The 19,147-nt window shown below is 57.0% G+C and carries 11 protein-coding genes and 1 pseudogene; 5 read left to right on the top strand and 7 right to left on the bottom strand.

The features are described 5' to 3' along the window. Positions 1 to 36: 36 nt before the first annotated feature. The gene (locus UH5x_RS16045; protein ID WP_047816826.1) at positions 37 to 1,680 is read left to right on the top strand and encodes a cyclic peptide export ABC transporter; all 1,644 of its coding nucleotides are present in this window, start codon (positions 37 to 39) and stop codon (positions 1,678 to 1,680) included. After that, on the top strand, positions 1,677 to 3,731 hold the full coding sequence (locus UH5x_RS16040) for an ABC transporter permease (protein ID WP_047816827.1): 2,055 nt from the start codon (positions 1,677 to 1,679) through the stop codon (positions 3,729 to 3,731). The genes UH5x_RS16045 and UH5x_RS16040 overlap by 4 nt, the downstream gene beginning before the upstream one ends. 57 nt (positions 3,732 to 3,788) lie before the next feature. Here the strand turns inward: UH5x_RS16040 and UH5x_RS16035 are convergent, their stop codons facing one another. The 6 genes and pseudogenes from UH5x_RS16035 to UH5x_RS16010 form a co-directional block, all read right to left on the bottom strand. Then, positions 3,789 to 5,264, bottom strand: a complete 1,476-nt coding sequence (locus UH5x_RS16035; protein ID WP_482633001.1) for an SDR family oxidoreductase — start codon at positions 5,262 to 5,264, stop codon at positions 3,789 to 3,791. 200 nt (positions 5,265 to 5,464) lie between these two features. Then, a complete protein-coding gene (locus UH5x_RS16030) occupies positions 5,465 to 8,479 on the bottom strand; it encodes a WD40 domain-containing protein (RefSeq protein ID WP_482633000.1) in 3,015 nt (1,004 codons plus the stop codon). Further along, positions 8,476 to 10,185 (bottom strand): PPC domain-containing protein, encoded by a 1,710-nt coding sequence (locus UH5x_RS16025; protein ID WP_482632999.1) that lies wholly within the window; start codon positions 10,183 to 10,185, stop codon positions 8,476 to 8,478. Before UH5x_RS16025 ends, UH5x_RS16030 begins: the two co-directional genes overlap by 4 nt. After that, positions 10,185 to 11,525, bottom strand: coding sequence for a DUF1501 domain-containing protein (locus tag UH5x_RS16020; RefSeq protein ID WP_482632998.1), 1,341 nt, complete (start codon positions 11,523 to 11,525; stop codon positions 10,185 to 10,187). Before UH5x_RS16020 ends, UH5x_RS16025 begins: the two co-directional genes overlap by 1 nt. 6 nt (positions 11,526 to 11,531) lie before the next feature. Next, positions 11,532 to 13,892 carry a DUF1549 domain-containing protein gene (locus UH5x_RS16015; protein WP_482632997.1) on the bottom strand — a complete coding sequence of 787 codons (2,361 nt, stop codon included), beginning with the start codon at positions 13,890 to 13,892 and terminating at the stop codon, positions 11,532 to 11,534. 99 nt (positions 13,893 to 13,991) lie between these two features. Next, positions 13,992 to 14,201, bottom strand: a pseudogene (locus tag UH5x_RS16010) (nucleotidyltransferase domain-containing protein); the annotation flags it as partial. A 639-nt stretch (positions 14,202 to 14,840) separates the two neighbouring features. Here UH5x_RS16010 and UH5x_RS16005 point away from each other — a divergent pair. The 3 genes from UH5x_RS16005 (at position 14,841) to UH5x_RS15995 (ending at position 17,994) form a co-directional block, all read left to right on the top strand. Continuing rightward, complete coding sequence (locus tag UH5x_RS16005; RefSeq protein ID WP_482632996.1) at positions 14,841 to 15,272, top strand: MarR family winged helix-turn-helix transcriptional regulator; 432 nt, start codon at positions 14,841 to 14,843, stop codon at positions 15,270 to 15,272. A gap of 45 nt (positions 15,273 to 15,317) precedes the next feature. Further along, a complete protein-coding gene (locus UH5x_RS16000; RefSeq protein WP_482632995.1) occupies positions 15,318 to 16,691 on the top strand; it encodes an alkyl sulfatase dimerization domain-containing protein in 1,374 nt (457 codons plus the stop codon). 283 nt (positions 16,692 to 16,974) lie between these two features. Continuing rightward, on the top strand, positions 16,975 to 17,994 hold the full coding sequence (locus tag UH5x_RS15995; RefSeq protein ID WP_047816836.1) for an SDR family oxidoreductase: 1,020 nt from the start codon (positions 16,975 to 16,977) through the stop codon (positions 17,992 to 17,994). A 205-nt stretch (positions 17,995 to 18,199) separates the two neighbouring features. On the opposite strand, the gene UH5x_RS15990 is transcribed toward UH5x_RS15995, so the two are convergent. After that, a complete protein-coding gene (locus tag UH5x_RS15990; protein ID WP_482632994.1) occupies positions 18,200 to 19,006 on the bottom strand; it encodes an SDR family NAD(P)-dependent oxidoreductase in 807 nt (268 codons plus the stop codon). Between the last annotated feature and the right edge of the window lie 141 nt (positions 19,007 to 19,147).

Here is a 19,147-nt window from a genome sequence, read left to right as displayed (position 1 = left end):
CCGCATCCAGCCTGAGTTACCCAACATGCTACGTCGATGAAACTGCTTCTGATCCTGCTTCGATCGTCCTGGATTTCTGGTCTGGTTTCCGGACTTTTGGGAGCGTTCAGCGGTGTGGCGAATCTCGGCTTGATCATGCTGATCCACCACGCTTTGACGGGTGACCCGTCCGAAGCGGGCTCGTTGCCGTACTTATTCGCTGGTGCGTGTGTCTTGGTCCTGGTCACTCAAGTGGCGGCCAAGTGCTTGCTTGTTCAGTTGTCCCAGGCAACAGCGGCTCGATTGCGATACGAGCTGTGCACCAAAATTATTTCGGCTCCTTTGCCGACGTTGGAATCCGTCGGATCGCATCGGTTGTTGGCCGCTCTGATCAACGATGTCAACGCGATCACGTCAGCCTTGTCCGCGTTCCCCGCTGCCTGCGCCAACGCGATGGTGTTGGTTTGTGGACTGGTTTACTTGGCGACACTGTCCGTGCCATTGGCGGGTGGGACGATTGTGATGGCGGGAATTGGCGTGTTCACGTTCATGACCGGTCTGCGGTTTGCCAACCGGCATCTGCGCCAGGCTCGGGAAGACCAAGATGAAGTCGTCAAGCAACTGCGAGCCATGATCGATGGCATCAAAGAACTCAAAGGCAACAACATGCGGTGCCTGGACTTTGTCTACGACGTGTTGTTACCAGCCGACACAAAGATGCGTCACAGTCTGATCATCGGGTCGAACATTCAGGGCTTTGCCCACAGTTGGGGACGACTGTTTCTGTTCATCGGCATTGGATTGTTGCTGTTTGCTTGGCCGCAGATCGCGACCGTGTCGACCGCGACTTTGACCGGATACGTTCTGACGATTTTGTATCTGACCTATCCGCTGGATGGGATTTTGGGTTGGTTGCCAGCAATGAATGGTGCCTCGATCGCAGTTGCCAAGATTGAGAAGTTGGGTTTGATGATCGATCAGCCTGAACAACAAACCTCGCATGTCGCACCGACTCAGTTCGAATCGCTTGAGATGCGAAGCGTGACCTACCAGTACGATTCCTCCGGCGACGAATGCTTTGCACTGGGACCCGTCGATTTGACGCTTTCGCCCGGTGAGATTTTGTTCATCGCGGGTGGCAACGGCAGCGGAAAAACAACGCTCGCGAAATTGTTGACCGGGCTTTATGTTCCCGACGCAGGTGAAGTGTGCTGGAACGGGCGGGACGTGACGGACAAAGTTCGAGCCGATTATCGCCAGCTCTTTTCGACTGTCTTTGTAGAAGGCCACCTGTTCGATCGGTTGTTGGGGATCGATGTCACACCCGGCAAGTTGGAGCATTGGATCTCTCTGTTGGGAATGGAAGAGAAGGTCGACGTGCAGACCGGTCGACTGTTGACCCAAGAACTTTCACGCGGCCAGCACAAACGTTTGGCGTTGTTGGTGGCGGCGCTCGACGATCGTCCCATCTTTGTCTTCGACGAATGGGCCGCCGAACAAGATCCGGGATTCAAGGACGTCTTCTACCAACAGATCCTGCCGGAGCTTCGCCGGATCGGGAAAACCGTTGTCGCGATCACGCATGACGACCGCTATTTCTCTGTTGCGACGCGAGTGTTGAGGGTTGTGGATGGTCGCTTGACTCATGCGACCGAGAAAGCGGCTGATTCGTTGCACGTCATCCACAGGGACGCGGCGTGATTCAACTGCATGGCCTTCGCAAAGACTATCGGGTGGGTGACCACGATCTGCCGGTGCTCAAGGGCATCACGCTGAACATCGAAGCGGGGGAATATGTTGCGTTGATGGGATCGTCGGGTTCGGGAAAGACAACCCTGATGAACCTGTTGGGGAGTTTGGATCATCCGACTGATGGCGACTACCATCTGGCCGGGATCGATGTGTCGAGTCTGACACCGTTGGAACTGGCTGCGTTTCGAAGCCAGCACATCGGGTTTGTCTTTCAGAACTTCAACCTGCTGCCGCGTGCGACCGCGTTGGACAACGTGATGCTGCCGACGATCTATGCGTCGGACGGAAGGTCAAGACGCGAGTGCATCGAAGACGCGACGAAGTTGTTGGAGTCCGTCGGTTTGGGAGGTCGACTGGACCACATGCCCAATCAATTGTCCGGTGGCGAACGACAACGAATCGCGATCGCTCGAGCGTTGATGAACCGCCCCAAGCTGTTGTTGGCCGATGAGCCAACCGGGAACCTGGACACGGTCACGGAACAAGAAATTCTGGCGTTGTTTCGTCAGCTCAATCAAGAACACGGCATCACGTTGGTGGTGGTCACGCACGATGCGGAGGTCGCTCATGAAGCGGATCGAGTCGTGCGAATGAAAGACGGGCTGGTGGCGGAGGATGTTCGGCAACGAGCGTCCACCGTCGACCGTTCGAGACTCGCGAATTCCAGATCGGAGCCGCTGAGAGAACCGGCGACCGCTTGGCCAATGGCAGCGACTTGGAATGCGGTGATCGTGGCTGTCTTGGCGCTTCGTCGCAATGCATTGCGGACCGTGTTGACGATGTTGGGGGTGATCATCGGTGTCGCCTCGGTGATTTCGACCATGGAACTGAGTGCCGGTGCTTCCACTGCGATTGAAGAAACGGTCGCAAGCATGGGAGCCAGCATGCTGACGATCAGTCCCGGCAAAGCGTCGAGTACTGGCGGGCGTCAGCGCCCGATCCAGATTGTTCCCGACGATGTGCTTGCGGTCGCTGAGCAATGTTCCGCAGTCAAAGTTGCGGCCCCGCTTGTGTATTCCCAAGTCCAATTGGTTCGTCAGAATCGCCGTTGGAGCCCCAATCTGGCTCTTGGCACAACGCCGCAATACTTGGCGGCGCGGAACTGGGATCAGTTGGAGATGGGAACGCCATTCACGCAGGAACAAGTTCTCGATGCGGCGAAGGTTTGCATCTTGGGAAAAACCGTCGCTCACGAATTGTTTGATTCGGAGTACCCGATCGGCGAAGAGATTCGCGTCAACGGGGTTCCGCTCCGCGTGGTTGGCGTCCTCACCGAAAAGGGCGGGGATGTGATCGGGAACGATCAAGACGACATCATCATCGGACCGTGGACGACGTTCAAACTCCGAGTGAACAGCAGCACGGGCGCGACTGCTCAGTTCAGCACCTTCGCGGATCAGATGCCACCGATGCAACTGGCATCAACCCGGCGATCGACGCAGCGAGAAGAGATTCACCAAATCTATGTGGAGGCTGAATCGCCGGATCACGTGGAACTGGCTCGTCAGCAGATCACGCAGTTGCTTTCCCGCCGACACAATGTTGAACCCGCGGGTGCCTATCGCATCAACGACATCACCGAAGTTTCCAAAGTGGTCGGGCAAGTCGTGGGTGGTGTGTCCGCTTTGGGGCTGGTGATCGCCGGCGTCTCACTGATGGTGGGCGGTGTGGGAATCATGAACATCATGCTGGTCTCGGTCACCGAGCGGACGCGTGAGATTGGTTTGCGGATGGCGGTCGGAGCCAATCGCAGTGCGATCCTTCGTCAGTTTCTGATCGAGGCGACCGTGTTGTGCGTGGTCGGCGGATTCCTCGGTATTTTCGCGGGCCACATGTGGTCCATGTTGGTCGGCCGGGTGATCGGGTGGCCGACTGCGATGTCGATCTGGGCGCCGATTGTTGCCGTGACCGTTGCCGCGTCAGTGGGCATCGTGTTTGGTTACTACCCAGCCCGGACGGCGTCCCGGTTGAATCCGATCGATGCGTTGCGGTACGAGTGATCGCGAACGATGACCGGGGTTTGCAAACGGTCGGTCACGCCTCTGCCAATGCGCTGGCTAGGCACACGCGACCTTGGAAAACAGCAGTCGACAGGTGTCGATTGCTTCTCGAGGGATCTTCGTGGCAGCCCAATTGCCGTCGAGGTAGTGCCCTAATTCGGTTGGGCAAAGATCTTGGTTGGTCATCAGTTTCGATAACGCACGCGAGCTCGCGCGAATGGTGAGGGTTTTGGGGCAGGGGAGTCCATGGGCAACTTCCAATCTTGCCGACCCTTGCCGACTGACCACACGCCATTGCCCACCACCAGGACCCAGGATGTTCAGGCCAAGCAATGTCTGAGGCTGCGTCTCTGTTTGCTCCGCTTCTTCCTGTTGCATGGAGGCGACGGTTGCATCCCGCAAGTAATCGACCAAGTGGTTGATGGACGCGACCCCGGGATCGCGACGCTTGCCCCATCGATCTGCCAGTCCAAACGCGAGGTAGCGATGGACCACCGTTTCGTCGATCTCTGGGCACGGAAGATCTGCGGTGAACGCAAGCAGGTTCGAGTTGTCGAACGCTGGGTCGGTGGAGTTGTAAGACTCGTACAGAGAAACACCAGAGAAGTAGTTCCGTTCGAAGCCATTCAGCTCGTTGCTCGGGACGTCGATGTCACCGCAGTACTGGACCCCGGTGGAGTTGAAGTACGAGCAGCAGCAGTCAATGATTTTTCGCGGCGTCAGATGAACCCGCGGAGTCAAATGGTACGTTTGTCCGTGAGCTTCCGGCGTGTCGAGAAGCCGCGACACCACGTTGGCAACCCAATCAATCGGCACGACATTGCGGCGTTCGTCTCCGGTCATGGGAAGCCGAATGGGCGTGTGCCGGACACCGTCTTGATCCGGCTCCACCATTGGTACCAGCAACGCCATCAATCGCAGGTAAGTGTGCAGCCCGTGGTAGCTGGTCGTGTGCCCGGTTTGCGAATCGCCGGAGATCACAGCGGGGCGGTAGACGGTCAGTTGATCGAGAAACGACGCTGCCCGAACAGCTTGTTCCGCTTCAAACTTGCTCTGCTCGTAGTCGTTCCGAAAGTTCTGTCCGACATCCAAGTCTGATTCATGAACCAAGTCGGTTCGGTTGCCGCAGACGTATGCGGTGGAGAGATAATGGAAGTCTCGGATGTTCGTTTCGCGGCAGAACGCCAAGACATTCTGGGTGCCGCCCAGATTCGTTTTCCACGGGTCTCCGGAGCGATCGGATCCTTGAAATTTCAGCACCGCGGCCCCGTGGATCATCCGGTCGCAGTTTTGGCGGACCCATTCGGTCGCACCCGCATTCAGACCAAGGTTGGGTTGGACAATGTCGCCTTCCAAGCAAACCGGGCGAGGCAGCTCACGCCCCAGTTCGGTCTCGAATCGTTGCAGGATCGCTTCAACACGTTCGTAAGCCGTCTTCTTTTTGCTGCTTCTCGCGATCACCGCGACGCGTTTTCCGCTCATCATCGCGTTGCGAAGCAGGTACTGTCCAACCAGACCAGTCGCGCTGGTCATCAAGGTGTATTGATGGTTGCCAATAACCATAGAGAACAGACGACACGAGGTGCCAAGAGGGCCACGGATGAAATGAGAGGGGGCGGGGATGGTCGCGGGTGATTGTAGTAGCCGCAGCGAACAAGCTGCAAGGCACTGTCTCGCAAATGCTCGATCGGCCAATGGTTGTCGTTCGCGTCGGTGCTGCGGATGCAGCCTGTTCATTCATCGTCCGAAACGTATTCCATGCTTTGTTTGCCCGATTTGTCGATCCGTGTGGCTGCACCGCTCGCACCACCGACGATGAACTGGCTTCCGTCGCGATTGGAATCCAATGCGTACAGGTAGTCTCCAGCGACCTTGGCATTGGTTTCTCGAGAGCCGTTGTCGGTACGATAGACGCGGAAGTGACTGTCGCCGCTGGCCACCCCAATGCGGTTTTCGCGGCCGACATAAACCAGTTTTGTCACTTCGGTTTTGAATCCCGTGATCGTGCGTGTGGCCTGACCCGTTTCAATGTTCCAGATTTTGACCGAGGCATCAGCAGAAGCCGTTGCGAGTTGACGACCATTGAGGTTCCACGCGATCGAGGTGACATGGTGCGTGTGTCCTTCGAGTGTTTTGATCAGCGAGCCCGATTCAATGTCCCACAGCTTGATCATTTGATCGGCACCGCCGGTCGCCAAGATCTTGCCGTCCGGCGAAAAGCGGACACACAGAACGGTGTCGCCATGCGGGTTGGGGATCTCGCGAATCAGGGAACCGTCGGAGACTTTCCAAAGCATCAATTCACCCGCTCGCGAAGGATCTCCTCCACCGGTGGCCAGCAATTTGCCGGAAGGATGAACGTCGATGCTCAACACGCGATTCGCAAACGGGCTCGGACCGGTCGACGCACCAATGGTCTGACGAAGACTCCATGAACGGGGCGGAGCAACAAACGCCTGGGTCTCGCCGTTGGTTCCTCGAATCAGGACGCAGCGATCACCGTTGGCGATCAGTTGTCCGTCGGTCGGCAGTTCGGGCAATTCGGCCAACCAGTCGCCGGTTGCGGACCACAGGCTCCAAGTGCTGGACGTTGGATCGTTTGCGTTGGTGGAACGCGTGAGGACACGAGAGCCTGTCGCCATCACAGCGAGTGTGGAATCAGTTGCTTGAGATTGATCGTGCAATGATTGAGCGGCTGTCACCTTTGCTTTTCGATCTTCGTGATCCTGTTGGAGTTCCGCGAGCCGTTGCTGTTGATGCTGCCACTTGGCATCCAAGCCTTTCAACCGAGATTCACCGCTGAGCTTGATTTTTTTGGCTTGGTTCAAGGCGGCCGCAGCAGCGGAGAGCTCGCCGTTTTTGCTCGCGACGGCTTGGTCCGCTTTGATGACCGCATCTGTCGCTGTCTTGACCGCATCGGCCAGCTTCTTGGGATCGGGAAGAGCGGTCAACTGTTTTTCGGTGTCCGCCTGTTGCTGTTTCAGCTTGGCCAGTTCCGTTTCCAGTTCCGATGTTTTTGCCGCGAGTTGAGCAGCGGATTCCTGCAGTTCAGTTCGCTTTTGGTTGTTGACTTGCTCTGCGGTTTTCGCATCGGCCAGTTTGGTTGCCGCTGTCTCGGCTGCCTTTTCGGATTCGGCAACGATGGCTTGTTTTTCGTCGCGCCGTTTGGTCTTGGTTTCGATGTCTTTGTCGATCGATTCCAAGCTTTTCTTTTCCGCCGTGACGTCTTCCTCGGCTTGCTTGACGTCCTTGTCTTGAGCCGCGACCAATGTCTCGGTGACGAGTGTTTGCCAATGGTCGTTCGCCAGTTGAGCCTTCGCGACGGGATCCGCCTTCGCGACTTCGACGAAGCTTTGATCGGCGATGTTGTATTGTCCCAAGCTTCCCGATTCGGAGACGACCCACAACGTGGTGCCGTTGGGCGAGAGTGAGGTGGATACCGCGGGGTCGGGTAACTGACCGGTCGCTTGGAACGTTTGATTGTCGGCGTCCCATTGGGGAACGTTGCCTGACACATCGACAGCAACCAACCGGTCTGGAGCCTGCGGCGTTGAGTGGATTGCTAGGACGGCTTGTTCAAACACGCTGTGTTCTGCCGGTGTCCATTTTTCTCCTTCGCGTTTCCAGAGCAAGATCTTTCCGCTGTCAGTTGCGGTGGCCAGTTGATCGTGAGCGATCCAGTGAATCGAAGTGAGCGTGTTGGGGGCATCCATTGATTTGACGTCTTTGCCATCAACACGAACGATGCGAATCGTGTTGTCCCACTGAATGGCAGCTTGATGACCCGCGTTGTTCAAAGCGATTCGAACCTGGAGGGGAGCGTTGGCCTTCAGTTCTTCGGCTTTCAGATCATCGGGCAGGTCAAAGCTTTTCATCCACTGCCACCGATCTTCGCCGACTTTTGCCACACTCAACTCTCCGCGATGTGAAAGCACGGCGAAGTGACTGCCGCTGGCGTTCATTGTGATTGCCAGGGTCTCGTCCTGATGGATCGTTGGAATTGTGGCTGGTTCGAACGGTGTTCTCTCCCAAATCTTGACGTTGCGATAACCCGCCGAGATGAGTTGGTGGCCGGTTGGATCGAAGAACAAATCTTGGACGAAGTCATCATGAGCTGGCTTTACTTCTTCGCCCTCGACGATTGCAAGCGTTTCAATCGGTTGAGAGGACTTGGTGCCGAACACACGAATCTGGTTGCCAAAACTGACCGCGGACAATCGTCCGTCGGCGGTCATGGCTGATCCGTAAACCGTCTGCAATTCGGTCGGAAGAGGCTGCCAGTTTTGTTCTTCCGGAACATCGGTGGTTTGGTCGACGACGGCGCCGGATTGGATCCAACGCTTCAGCAAAGCGAGCTCCATCGGGTTCAAAATCGAAGCCGCAACATCGTTGTTCTCCGGTGGCATCACGGGATCATCCGCGTGGGACGCGAGCAGGAACAGTCGACTGTCCGCGGCGTTTCCGGGAACGACAAGGTCGTCCAATTCGGAGGTTCGAATCTGTTCTCCGGATTCCAGGTTCACTCCGCCTTCGTCGTCGCTGGTGTTGTGGCAGGCAACGCAGTTCTTTTTCAGGACCGGTGCCACGTCGCGGCTGAAGAGGACTTCATGTCCGTCGGGCAACTCGTCGATCGGGAGCGTGTCTGCGATCACTTGGTTGAGCGTGCCGACGATCGAATCAAGTCCGACGCTCCACTCAAAACTCAGTGCCAGCACGACGAGCAATGTCTTTGTGGCTGGACGGATCATGGCGAGGCTTCTTTGGCGGGGGCAGGAGGAACGGTGAGCCAGAACTCCGTCAGTGGGATGGATGGCCGCAGGTGGTAGGTGGCTGCAATGGTTTCTTCCGTCGGCTCGTCATTCGCGTCCAAAATGGTTCCCACGATTCGGAAGCGACCGTGACCGATCGCATTCTCCGCGGCGGTCAGTTTCAGTTTGACCGTTTTGGCGGTGTCGCCTTTGGTTTCGGAAACCACGGCGTCCGATTGGATCCCTTCGGGCAAATCCGTCGCGGCGATTTTGACTTTTGAGTTGAAGCCCGACTTCCGATTGACGGACACGCTGAGTTCCAGCGGTTTCGCTTGAGTGACCACAAAGTGATCTTCAGTCATCGAAAGTTGGCACGCCGGTTTCAATTCGCGAATCGACAATTGATAGAAGTGTCGAGGGCCAAATTCACCCAGCATCTCGGAGATCGCGACGTCGATGGTTCCATCCTCGGCCGCGGTGAAGTCGACTCCTGCGTCGTAGCCACCGGACGACATGTCGTCGTTGCTGGCCAGTGTTTTGCCTGACTTCGAGTCCGTGATCGTGAGCTTGGAATCGAGCAAAAATCCGTCGGCCTTGGAACGGACTTCGGCGTGGTACTTGGTTCCTTTGTTGGCCTTGAATTGATAGTGATGCGTTTTATCTGCTTTCAGGAAGTGACCGAACAGCAAAGCGGGCAGCGTTCCATCGAACTCGCCACCGGGTAAGACTTGATGAACCGATTCATCAACGGGTGACACCCAAGACCACCCCAAGGCATCGGGGATCGTCGCGACGGGAGGCGAGAGGCTTTCGGCGATGTTTGAGACCGTCGCGATGGAATCGTCGAGGTTGTAGCCAAACGCAACGGCATTCTCTTCGTTGGCAGCAACATGATCGAAAAACGGGCCGGTGGTCACGTCCAACGTGTAAATGAATGAGGCTGATCCCGCGTAGCCGATCGTGCTGTTGGGCGTTTCGGGGAACGCGAAAATTCGGATCAGGAGTTCTTGATCTGAGTCAGCGGTGAAAACGATTTGCGGGTCCAATCCACGGGCATCGTCGGAATGCAACAGCACGTTGCCGCGAAGATCGGTCAACTGAAGCACCGCGTCCATGGGTGACTTCAAGACTTGGTTCGCGGTCGCCGAAACGACCAATGTCTGGCCCGCTTTCAGCGACACGCGGTAAGCATCACTGTCGCCGCCCTTGGACAAACGGCCGGCGACGACGATGGGAAGTTCAATTGGGTTGGCTTCCGATCGTTTGTCATTGGGTTCCGTCTCAGAGAACACGTCGACGGAGGAGAGGATCAGCGGAACCAACGCGGTCATGGACTGATCGTCGTGGAATCGGATCCACGCGACTCCCGGTGCTGCATCGCCAGCGATTTTGATGGTCAACTTGCCGGAGTCCTTGCCAGCCGAGATGGAAAGCTGGTCGACATCGCAATCGATGTTGGGCGGCCAGTTAGGAAAAGTGCCTTCTGCGGTGACCGCTGTTTCAGCACCAACGGCAACCGCCGGCGGGAACACTCGATCCAGCTTGATTTGTGCGTGAGCCAAGTGCGGGGTGAAGCAGCACAGAACCGATGCCCACATCAGGCGACGATGAAGTGCGGCAACGATCACGGAGCAACACGCACTGCGTGAACGAAGGGTGGTTTGGCGGACGCAGTCGCGGTTGGTTGAATTCAATGAGTGACGCACTAGCTCATCAACTCGGTGATTGGAGTCGCGTCGCTGACCAAGTGTGTGGGGCGTCCTTCGCCGGTGTACATCATTTGGCCCGGATCGATGCCGAGTTTCTCGTAGATGGTCGACACGAAATTTTCTGGCGAGAGGACTCGTTCGACCGCCGCGTAACCTTGTCGGTCGGTCGCTCCGATGACTTGTCCGCCCGGCGTCTGCCCGCCTGCGAACACGACGCTCATCGCATTGGACCAATGGTCGCGTCCGCCGCGTTCGTTGATCTTGGGTGTCCGTCCGAACTCCCCCAAGACAACGACCAGGGTGCGCTCCAGCATGCCTTGTTCTTTGAGGTCAGAGATCAAGGCCGAGACGGTTGCTTCAAATGGCGGCAGTTTTTTATCCAGTGCATTGAAGATGTCGACGTGGTGGTCCCAGCCACCACTGTAAAGCGTCACGAAGGGAACGCCGGCACCGACCAATCGCCGAGCGAGCAAGGCTTGCTGGCCAAACGGGTTTCGTCCGTAGGCATCGCGGACTTCGTCGGATTCTTGGTGAATGTCGAACGCGGCTTGGGCTTCTTTGCTGCTGATGATTTGCAGGCTCTGCTGATAGAACTCATCGACTGCCAAGGTTGGATCGGCGACGCTGGCGTCGTTGAAACGCATCATCGTGTCGATGCGTTGGCGGATCTGTTGTCGGGAACTGAAGCGGCCATCGGTGAGTCCTGTGGGGATCGTGACATCGCGAACACGGAAGCCGGAACTGTTCGGATTGTCAGGAACGACGAACGGTGCGTACTTGCTGCCTAAGAAGTTTGGTCCGCCCGAACGCGACATGCGGGGCAGAGAAAAGTAGGCGGGGATCCCGTGGGGGGCGCCGATCTCTTTGGAGACCACGCTGCCGAGGCTGGGGTGAAAACTGACGAACGCACCACAACCAACCGGAATGCGAGGCGGGGCCCCGGTCATCATGTAGTGATTGCCGGCACCGTGGTTGCCCTGGTCGTGCCGAATCGAACGGACGATTGCCAGGTCATCGCTGATCGCCGCCATCTTTTGCATCGGTTGGGCGAACTGGATCCCAGGCGTCTGGGTCGCAATGGGCTGGTAGGCACCACGGATCTCGACGGGCGCATCTGGTTTGGGGTCAAACGTTTCGTAGTGACTGGGCCCACCGTCCATCCAAACCAAGATGCAGGCATCCGCCTGAGCGTTGCGACGGCGGGAACCGGAGTTCTCCGACGCGCGAGCTTGCGCACTCAAGGCTCCTGATAGGCCTCCGCCGATCAGTCCGCTAAGACCCAATTTCAGACCGTCGCGGCGCGTCAGTCCTTCACAGTTTGTCCAAGTGTTCGACATGGTTCATCAGTTTTGAATAATAAACTCAGGCGAATTCATCATCGCCCACATCAAGTCCTCAATCACACGCCGACGACCTTCATCGGTGGTTTCCTTTTGTTCTTTGTCGCCGCTTTGATTCGCCGTGTCTTCCTTGCTGGCAGTGTTCTTGCTGGAGTCGCGAATCAGTGTCTCGGCATAGCTTCGTTCTTCGTCGTTTGGCATTCGCGAGAAGATGGGCAAGTACAAATCCGTCACGATGTCCGCGGGTGATGAGTCACTATTGGCCAGTCTCGCGGCACGACCGGAATCACTTCGGACACGTCCGTCGAGTTCTCTTGCGTTCATCAGGTGCAACGTCTGAGTGACGGATGAATCAGGGATGCGTTCGCAGGGTGGATCCTTGTTCTCATCCGGTCTGCCAAACGTATCCAGGAACGTCGAATCGATCCGGTGCGTCCAAACTTGGTTGGCTCGCGATTCGGGGGCCAACGCGGAAAACGATTCGGATGTTTCGGTCACGTCCGCGACCGCTTGGGCCAGCACTTCGGCTCGCAACCGATGGCGGTAGTGACGGGAGTAGTTCAGTCGGTCGGCCGCGTTGGTTTCGTTGGGAACGGAACTGAGCGAGTAAACGTTGGACAGGACGATGGTTTTGATCAGGTCCTTTTGATCAAAACCGGATTGTTGAAAGTGTTCGGCCAAGGCATCGAGCAGCGCTGGGTTGCTGGGCGGATTGGTGCTGCGAAGATCGTCGACCGGATCGACGATGCCTCGACCCATCAACTGTGCCCACACGCGATTGACGTGAACCTGAGCGAAGTAGTCGTTGTCGGGGGACGTCATCCATTCCGCGAGAGCCTCTCGTGGATCCGAGCCCTCGGCCACGTCGGCGGTTCCGAACAGAGGTGAGGGAGGCAGCACTTCGTCGGTCACGGGATGCTTGACGCTTCCCTTGGTGGAAACGTAAACGATCTCTTCGCCACCTGAGATCGGTGGCGACAACCCTTTGCCTTTGCGGCCGACTCTGCCGAAGTAGGCGGCGAAGGAATAGAAGTCGTGTTGGCTCCATTTTTCGAATGGATGATGGTGGCACTTGGCACATTCCAAACGAACGCCGAGAAACAGTTGGCTGACCAGCGTGGCGACTTCATCGGGACTGCGTCGATCTCGGAACAGTGTCACGGCGCCGTTGTGCCACGTGCTGCCTTTGGCCGTGATCAGCCGCCGTGCAAATTCGTCGTAGGGAACGTTTTTGCGAAACTGCTGACGGATCCAGTTGTCATAGTTCAGGACCGCTTTGATCCCAACGCGATAGGGATTGGGACGCAGCAGGTCCGCCCATTGGTTGGCCCAGTGATCGATGTATTCGGGTTGATCGAGAAGTTGGTCGACAAGCTTCTTGCGTTTGTCGGGATCTTGAGACTCAATGAATTCGCGAGCCTCGTCCGCCGTCGGTGCTCGTCCGATCACGTCGGTGTACACACGTCGCAAGAACGTTGATTCGCTGGCCGGATCGGAAACCTGGATCTGAAGTTGATTCAGTTTGTCGTGGACCAAATCATCGATGAAGTTGGCACGCGGTTGTTGGTCGTAGAATCCTTCGGGCAACGCCGTCGTTCGTGGGATGCTGACGTTGGCCACACAAATGTGATTCATGTAGCGGGCCATCACAGCCGTCTCGCCTGGAATCGGTCCGGCAACGAGTTTTCCCGTGGCATCGACCGATGTGATTGCGGTGTCGTTGGAAAGGTAGCCGGTCATCGAGGTGACATCTCGCTGGCTGCCGTCGCTGTAGCGAGCCACGACAGCAAGCTGAGCTGTTTCGGATGGCTTGAGTAGAAACTCGGTCTCAGCAATTTCGACGGAAGTCAACGTGGGTTCGTCTGCCAGTCGACGCGGTGCTCCTTGGCGAATCCAAGCGGTCAGTGTCTGGTAGGCCGGCGAGCCGACTTCGATTTTTCGCCCGCCACCATGAGGCAATTCTGCCGTCGCTTTTTGAACCAACAAACTGGATTCAGGAGCCCGGATGGTGAGTCGTCGTCCGCGAGCCTGTCGGGCAATCGCGTCATAATCGAAGTTGGAATCAAATCCCAGCAGCGAAAGTTGGAACCCATTCTGGCCGCGTTGTTTGCCGTGGCAGGCACCTGCGTTGCAGCCTTGAGCGGCTAGGATCGGTTGCACGTCCAGTTCAAAACTGACCGGCGTTTCCACGCTGGCGGGCAATTCTGAGCGGTTCGGCAGCGTCGTATTGGACGCAGTCGTTGGCTGGGTCGGATCCGCGAACACTTTGCCGGGGCCGACAGTGCTTTGATAGGCAATCCCCAACAACGTCGCGGCGATGGCAACGTGAATGGGCGACAACCTTCGAAAAAGGCGATCTGACATGGCGGGCGGGAGGTGGGTGGGGTCTGGGGAGGGACCCTCAGCATAGCCGATTGCGGAACTCCGTTGGGGACTAATTTTCGCCCGTGCCAGATCGCCTCTCTATTGCTCGCCGCAACCGTTCAACCGAATTCGAACCAGCAGATCGTTCAGAGCTGGGCGGGCGGACGGAATTTCCGGTAGTTCTGACTGCTCGTGGGCCTCCTCGAGTTGCCTGACCAATCGCTCAAATTCATGGGTGTGGAATTCGAGATCAGCGGCATCGAGCGTCCCTTTTTCGGGCCCGGTTTGCTTGCGATCGATCAATTGGTCGTGATGAATGGCCGCTTCAAATCCGTCGCTGAACTTGACGCGATAGGCGTGCGTGCGATCCACCGGTGACCGCACGACCACGCCGACCGCTCCCGCAGGATGAGCGATTCGATCGTTCGACGTCATGACGTCTTTTTGTGCGACGACCTGGGTACCAGGCGAATGGATCAAAGAAGTGTTTTGTGAATGGGCCATTGGATTTGACTGGCACGATGAAAGGGGGAGGGCTTGATTGTAGAGAGTGGATTGTTTGGAAGGGCCCAAGGTTCGGTGGATGTTCCCTTGGAGATGGGAGGTGCTTCCTATGCCTGCCCCCTCCCTCGCGTACGCCTGAACGGCGTCGCTTGACCTCCCCCAAAACTTCGTTTCGGGAGAGGTTCTCAAATGCAGAAACCCGCCAAAACGCAGCACCAGAAAACGGCACGGCCCCATACGAGAGAAAAGTCTTGCCGAAGGAGGGAGGATTTCGTGGGCTTGGGGCGTGGCTGACGGACGGTTTGAAAGAAAGGGGATTGTCTGAGAGGCACTTGGTTGTATAGTGCAAGTAAGTAACTGTGGAATGCAGGTAAATGGCCGAGGCGGATCGACCGATTCGCAGATCGGAACGAAACGATTGATCGAGTTTGCGGGAGGACGAACATGGACCATGAGGAACGACCTGGGTTTCTGCTCAGTCGATTGGCGTACCTGTTTCGAATTCGAATCACCGACGTTTTGAAAGAGGCGGGGTTGGATTTGTCGGTCGAAGAATCCTCGATCTTGATGGTGCTTCATGAAGCCGGCGAGCCGCTTCGCACGGGAGACTTTGCGAAACTGGTGATGCGTGACATCACCACCGTGACCCGGCAGGTGGATGGCTTGGTCAAAAAACGATTGGTCTCGCGAGAACGTGATCCCAGTGATGGTCGAGCGGTTCTGATTTGCCCGACCGCCAAAGGGACGAAGCAAATGGAAAAGTTGATGCCGCTGGCGGAAGCTCTCCGGCAGCGATTGAAATCTGGAATCAGTGCCCAGCAATGGAGCACCACCATCCGGACGATGCAGCGGATGCAAGAGAACTTGATCGAATGAAGTTGCGAGTCGATGAACCCATCACCCCCTTTGGAGAAAAGCCCAATGAATCGAACACGAAACGCACTGTTTGCTGCGAAGTTGCTAACGGTGGTCTTGCTTGGGGCCGCACCCGTGGTCGCGCAGGAGAACGCAGCGACGGCAAAGCTGATGCAGCAATCCAAACAGTTTGAAGAAGAGATCGTTCATGTTTCCGACAACGTCTACATCGCGGTGGGATACAGTGTTTCGAACGTCACGATGATCGAGGGCGACGATGGAGTCGTGATCATCGACACAGGCATTTCGCTGGACGATGCCAACCGGATCGTGGCAGAGTTTCGCAAACTCAGCGACAAGCCAATCAAGGGGATTGTTTTCACGCACTCCCACGGCGATCACACGGGTGGTGCGGCAGCGTTCTTCGGAAGCGAGCGGCCACAGATCTGGGCTCACAAAAACTTCGGCAGTGAAGCCCAACCGTTGGTTGCCGGTGGCGTGACATTCCAAAGCGTTCGAGGTGCACGTCAGGCTGGTTTCAAGCTGCCACCCGAGCAGCGTATCAACAACGGCGTCGCACCCGTTCGGTATCCCAAACGAGGTGGTCAAGCTTTCGCATCGCGAGCGGAAACCAAGCCGACTCACTTTCTGGAAGAGGACCGTCAAACGATCGAGATTGCAGGTGTCGAACTTGAACTGGTTTCGTCTCCTGGCGAGACCAACGATCAGTTGTTCGTCTGGTATCCCGCTGGAAAGGCGTTGTTTGCCGGCGATAATTTCTACCGATCGTTTCCGAACTTGTATGCCATCCGTGGGACTCCCAATCGCAGCGTGCGTTTGTGGGCGGAGAGTCTTGGCAAGTTAGCGGCCAACGATGCGGATGTGTTGGTTGGTGGTCACACCAAACCGATCCTCGGAGCCAGCAAAGTCAAGCAAGTCTTGGAAGACTACCGCGATGCCGTTCAGTTCATTCACGACAAAACCGTCGAAGGAATGAACCAAGGAATGACGCCAGACGAACTGGTCGGCTACGTCCAGTTGCCGGAAAACCTAGCCAGCAAAGATTACTTGCAGCCCTTCTACGGGCATCCTGAATGGGGCGTCCGCAGTGTCTTCAACGGATACTTTGGCTGGTACGACGGTAACCCATCGAACCTGTTTCGTTTGTCACCGCGAGCGGAAGCCGAGCGAGTCGCCCAACTGGCCGGCGGGCCCGACAAACTGTTCGCTGTCGCGAAGGCTGCGTTGGCTGACGATGACAACCAATGGGCAGCACAGCTTGCCGATCATCTGTTGGCGATCGACGGTGATTCGGCCGATGCGAAGGTGTTGAAAGCCGATGCGTTAAGCAAACTCGCTGGCGGAATGGTCAACGCCACTGCGAGAAACTACTACCTCACCGTTGCTCGCGAACTTCGTGAAGAAGCCGCGGCGAAATAGAGGGTCCAGGTTTTCACGACGCGACGCGGTTTCGGCAACTTCGCAATTGCCGAAGCTGCGTTTCGCTTTGATCCCGCGGTTGATTTGCTATGCTTTCGGCCCTCCAAGACACAAGACAATTCTCGGTCTGGAGGAATTGAGATTTGGGGCAATCAATCGGTCTTCGTGAGGATCGTTCCTCGGCGTCGAGGTTTGATCCGTTTGATTGTCCGACCTGCTTCTACGCTGACCTGTTTTTTACACTGAGAGCCCGCATCTTGTGAGTCCGCCGCCACCGCTTCCCATGTTGATCACCGGCATTGCTGGTGTGCCAGGGTACAACGCGTTGCACTACTTTCGGTCGTTGTACGGTGATCAGGTCATCGGCATTCGTCAGCCATCGATGTGGCCGTTGGTCGGTGAGGGGATTGTCGCTTGCGATGTCGAGGACGCGGATCAAGTCAATGCATTGTGGGCGAAGTACAGGTTTGCGAGCTTGTTGAACTGTGGCGGAAGTTGTCGGTTGAAGTCGTGCGAACTGGATCCGGAAATGGCTCATCGCGTCAACGTTACCAGCACGGAAAACATGATCCGAGCGGCGGTTTGCTACCACGCGCAGGTCATTCATTTGTCCATCGACTTGGTCTACGCTGGTCGTGAGGACCGGGGGTACCACGAACATGATCCGCCCGACCCAGTCACGGTGTACGGGGCGAAGATGGTGGAGGCGGAACAGGTCGTGCGTCGCTCGAGGCCGGATGCGTGCCTGCTGCGAATTTCGCTGCCGATGGGGATCAGCTTCAGCGGTCACGCTGGAGCCATTGATTGGATCTCATCGCGATTCAAGCAAGGCAAGCCGGCCACGTTGTACATCGACGAAGCCCGCACCCCCACCTACACCGACTGCATGAACCGGTTGTTTGCTCGGCTGTTGGCACGCCCCATCGAGGGGACGTTTCACGCTGGTGGGACGCGGCGGTTGAGCCTGTATCAGATCGCACAAATTGTTAGCGTCGTGGGTGGTTACGATCCCGATTGCCTGCAAGGATGCCCGCGGATGGAAGCTGGGCCGATGCCACCGCGTGCCGGTGACGTGACGATGGATTCGTCCAAGCTAGCGGACGCGATCGGGTGTGAGCCATTCGATCCCTGGCCAGCCGACGATGCGCTGGTGCCGACCGATCCAGAATGGCACTACCGGATGGCCAAGCAGTTTGGCGGCAGCGAATCGGCGGTGCATCGACTGCTGTACTGCAACCCAATTCGCCCCGGGATTGTGCCACCTAGCCGAGACGAGCTTTGGGGCGAGCGATTTGGCAAGTGATCTGGTCCGACGGCTGATTGGGCATGGCGTCGCATTGCAGCGTGGAAGCATCCGTTCCTTGGCGAAGCGTTCCCGTTTTTAAGCAGGTCGGCAGGAATGATCGGGCATCACCATGTGAGCCGTTTGGGCGATAGTCCCGGTTGGACGTGGAAGCAACCACGCTTGCCAAGACATTTCAAATGCCGAAAGACTTCTGCCAACCTGCTTAGTTGAGTTGCTTGGCGAGTGTCTCTTCGATGGCCTGGATGATTTGGGCGTTCTTTTCGGCGTCCAGTGCATCGGCGTGGGGTGGTCCAAACTCTCCGGTGTCGTTGTTGAAGTATTGGCCCGATGCGGTGGCGAATTCGTCGTCCAATGTGGCACGGGTGAGAATCTTCGCTCCGATGTTGATGTCTTGGCCTGGAACACCGAAAGCTTGCTGGACCATTTTGCTGGCGAGCAAGGATCCCGGGTTCACTGCGATGATCGCCGGGCCGTCGGTGCCGAGGGAATCTGCCAGACCGCGGGACCACATGGTGAGCGCAAGTTTGCTTTGCGAATAGGCATCCAGGTCACTCAGCAGGCGCTCACCACGAAACGCGTCCATTGCCACGGGAGATTGAGCGGACGAGGAGAGGTTGATGACTCGGCTGGTTGAATCCATTCGCGGCAACAATCGCTGCGTCAACAGGTACGGTGCGATCGCGTTGACCACGAACCGAACATCGAGGCCCTCCGGCGAGAGCGGATCGGAGGTCGAGAAGACGCCCGCGTTGTTGATCAGCACGTCCAGATGATCGTGCTTGGCGGACACGGCCTCGGCCAGCGATTTCACTTCGTTCATGCGGGACAGGTCGGCCACGTAGCATTCGACCACGGCGTCATTGGAAAGTTCCCGCAAGGATTGTTCCAATTGCTCGAGTTTCTGGGCATCGCGGCCATGCAGCAAAAGATGGTGGCCGAGGGGAGCCAGCATTTTGGCGGTCGCCAGTCCAATGCCGTCGGTGGCTCCGGTGATCAGAATGCGTTTCATCAGTGACTCATTTCGTGTCGAATTTTGGAAGGGCTTTTTAAGCGATTGGCGGCACCGTTGTTCAACTTCGGTTGGGAGCAATCCTAGGTCCTCGGTGACTTGATTGACACCCATCGCGGTGTTGCGGTTCACGCGAAAAGC

Source organism: Rhodopirellula sp. UH5 (assembly GCF_056839225.1).
The sequence above is the reverse complement of the archived record's forward strand: the minus strand, read 5'-3'. Positions and strand labels throughout refer to the sequence as shown.

Excerpts from the sequence above, each read along its gene's own strand:
- UH5x_RS16020 (WP_482632998.1), bottom strand. The coding sequence starts at position 11,525 with ATGTCGAACACTTGGACAAACTGTGAAGGACTGACGCGCCGCGACGGT.
- UH5x_RS15990 (WP_482632994.1), bottom strand. The coding sequence starts at position 19,006 with ATGAAACGCATTCTGATCACCGGAGCCACCGACGGCATTGGACTGGCG.
- UH5x_RS15995 (WP_047816836.1), top strand. The coding sequence starts at position 16,975 with ATGTTGATCACCGGCATTGCTGGTGTGCCAGGGTACAACGCGTTGCAC.
- UH5x_RS16000 (WP_482632995.1), top strand. The coding sequence starts at position 15,318 with ATGAATCGAACACGAAACGCACTGTTTGCTGCGAAGTTGCTAACGGTG.
- UH5x_RS16045 (WP_047816826.1), top strand. The coding sequence starts at position 37 with ATGAAACTGCTTCTGATCCTGCTTCGATCGTCCTGGATTTCTGGTCTG.
- UH5x_RS16005 (WP_482632996.1), top strand. The coding sequence starts at position 14,841 with ATGGACCATGAGGAACGACCTGGGTTTCTGCTCAGTCGATTGGCGTAC.
- UH5x_RS16030 (WP_482633000.1), bottom strand. The coding sequence starts at position 8,479 with ATGATCCGTCCAGCCACAAAGACATTGCTCGTCGTGCTGGCACTGAGT.
- UH5x_RS16035 (WP_482633001.1), bottom strand. The coding sequence starts at position 5,264 with ATGACCAGCGCGACTGGTCTGGTTGGACAGTACCTGCTTCGCAACGCG.
- UH5x_RS16015 (WP_482632997.1), bottom strand. The coding sequence starts at position 13,892 with ATGTCAGATCGCCTTTTTCGAAGGTTGTCGCCCATTCACGTTGCCATC.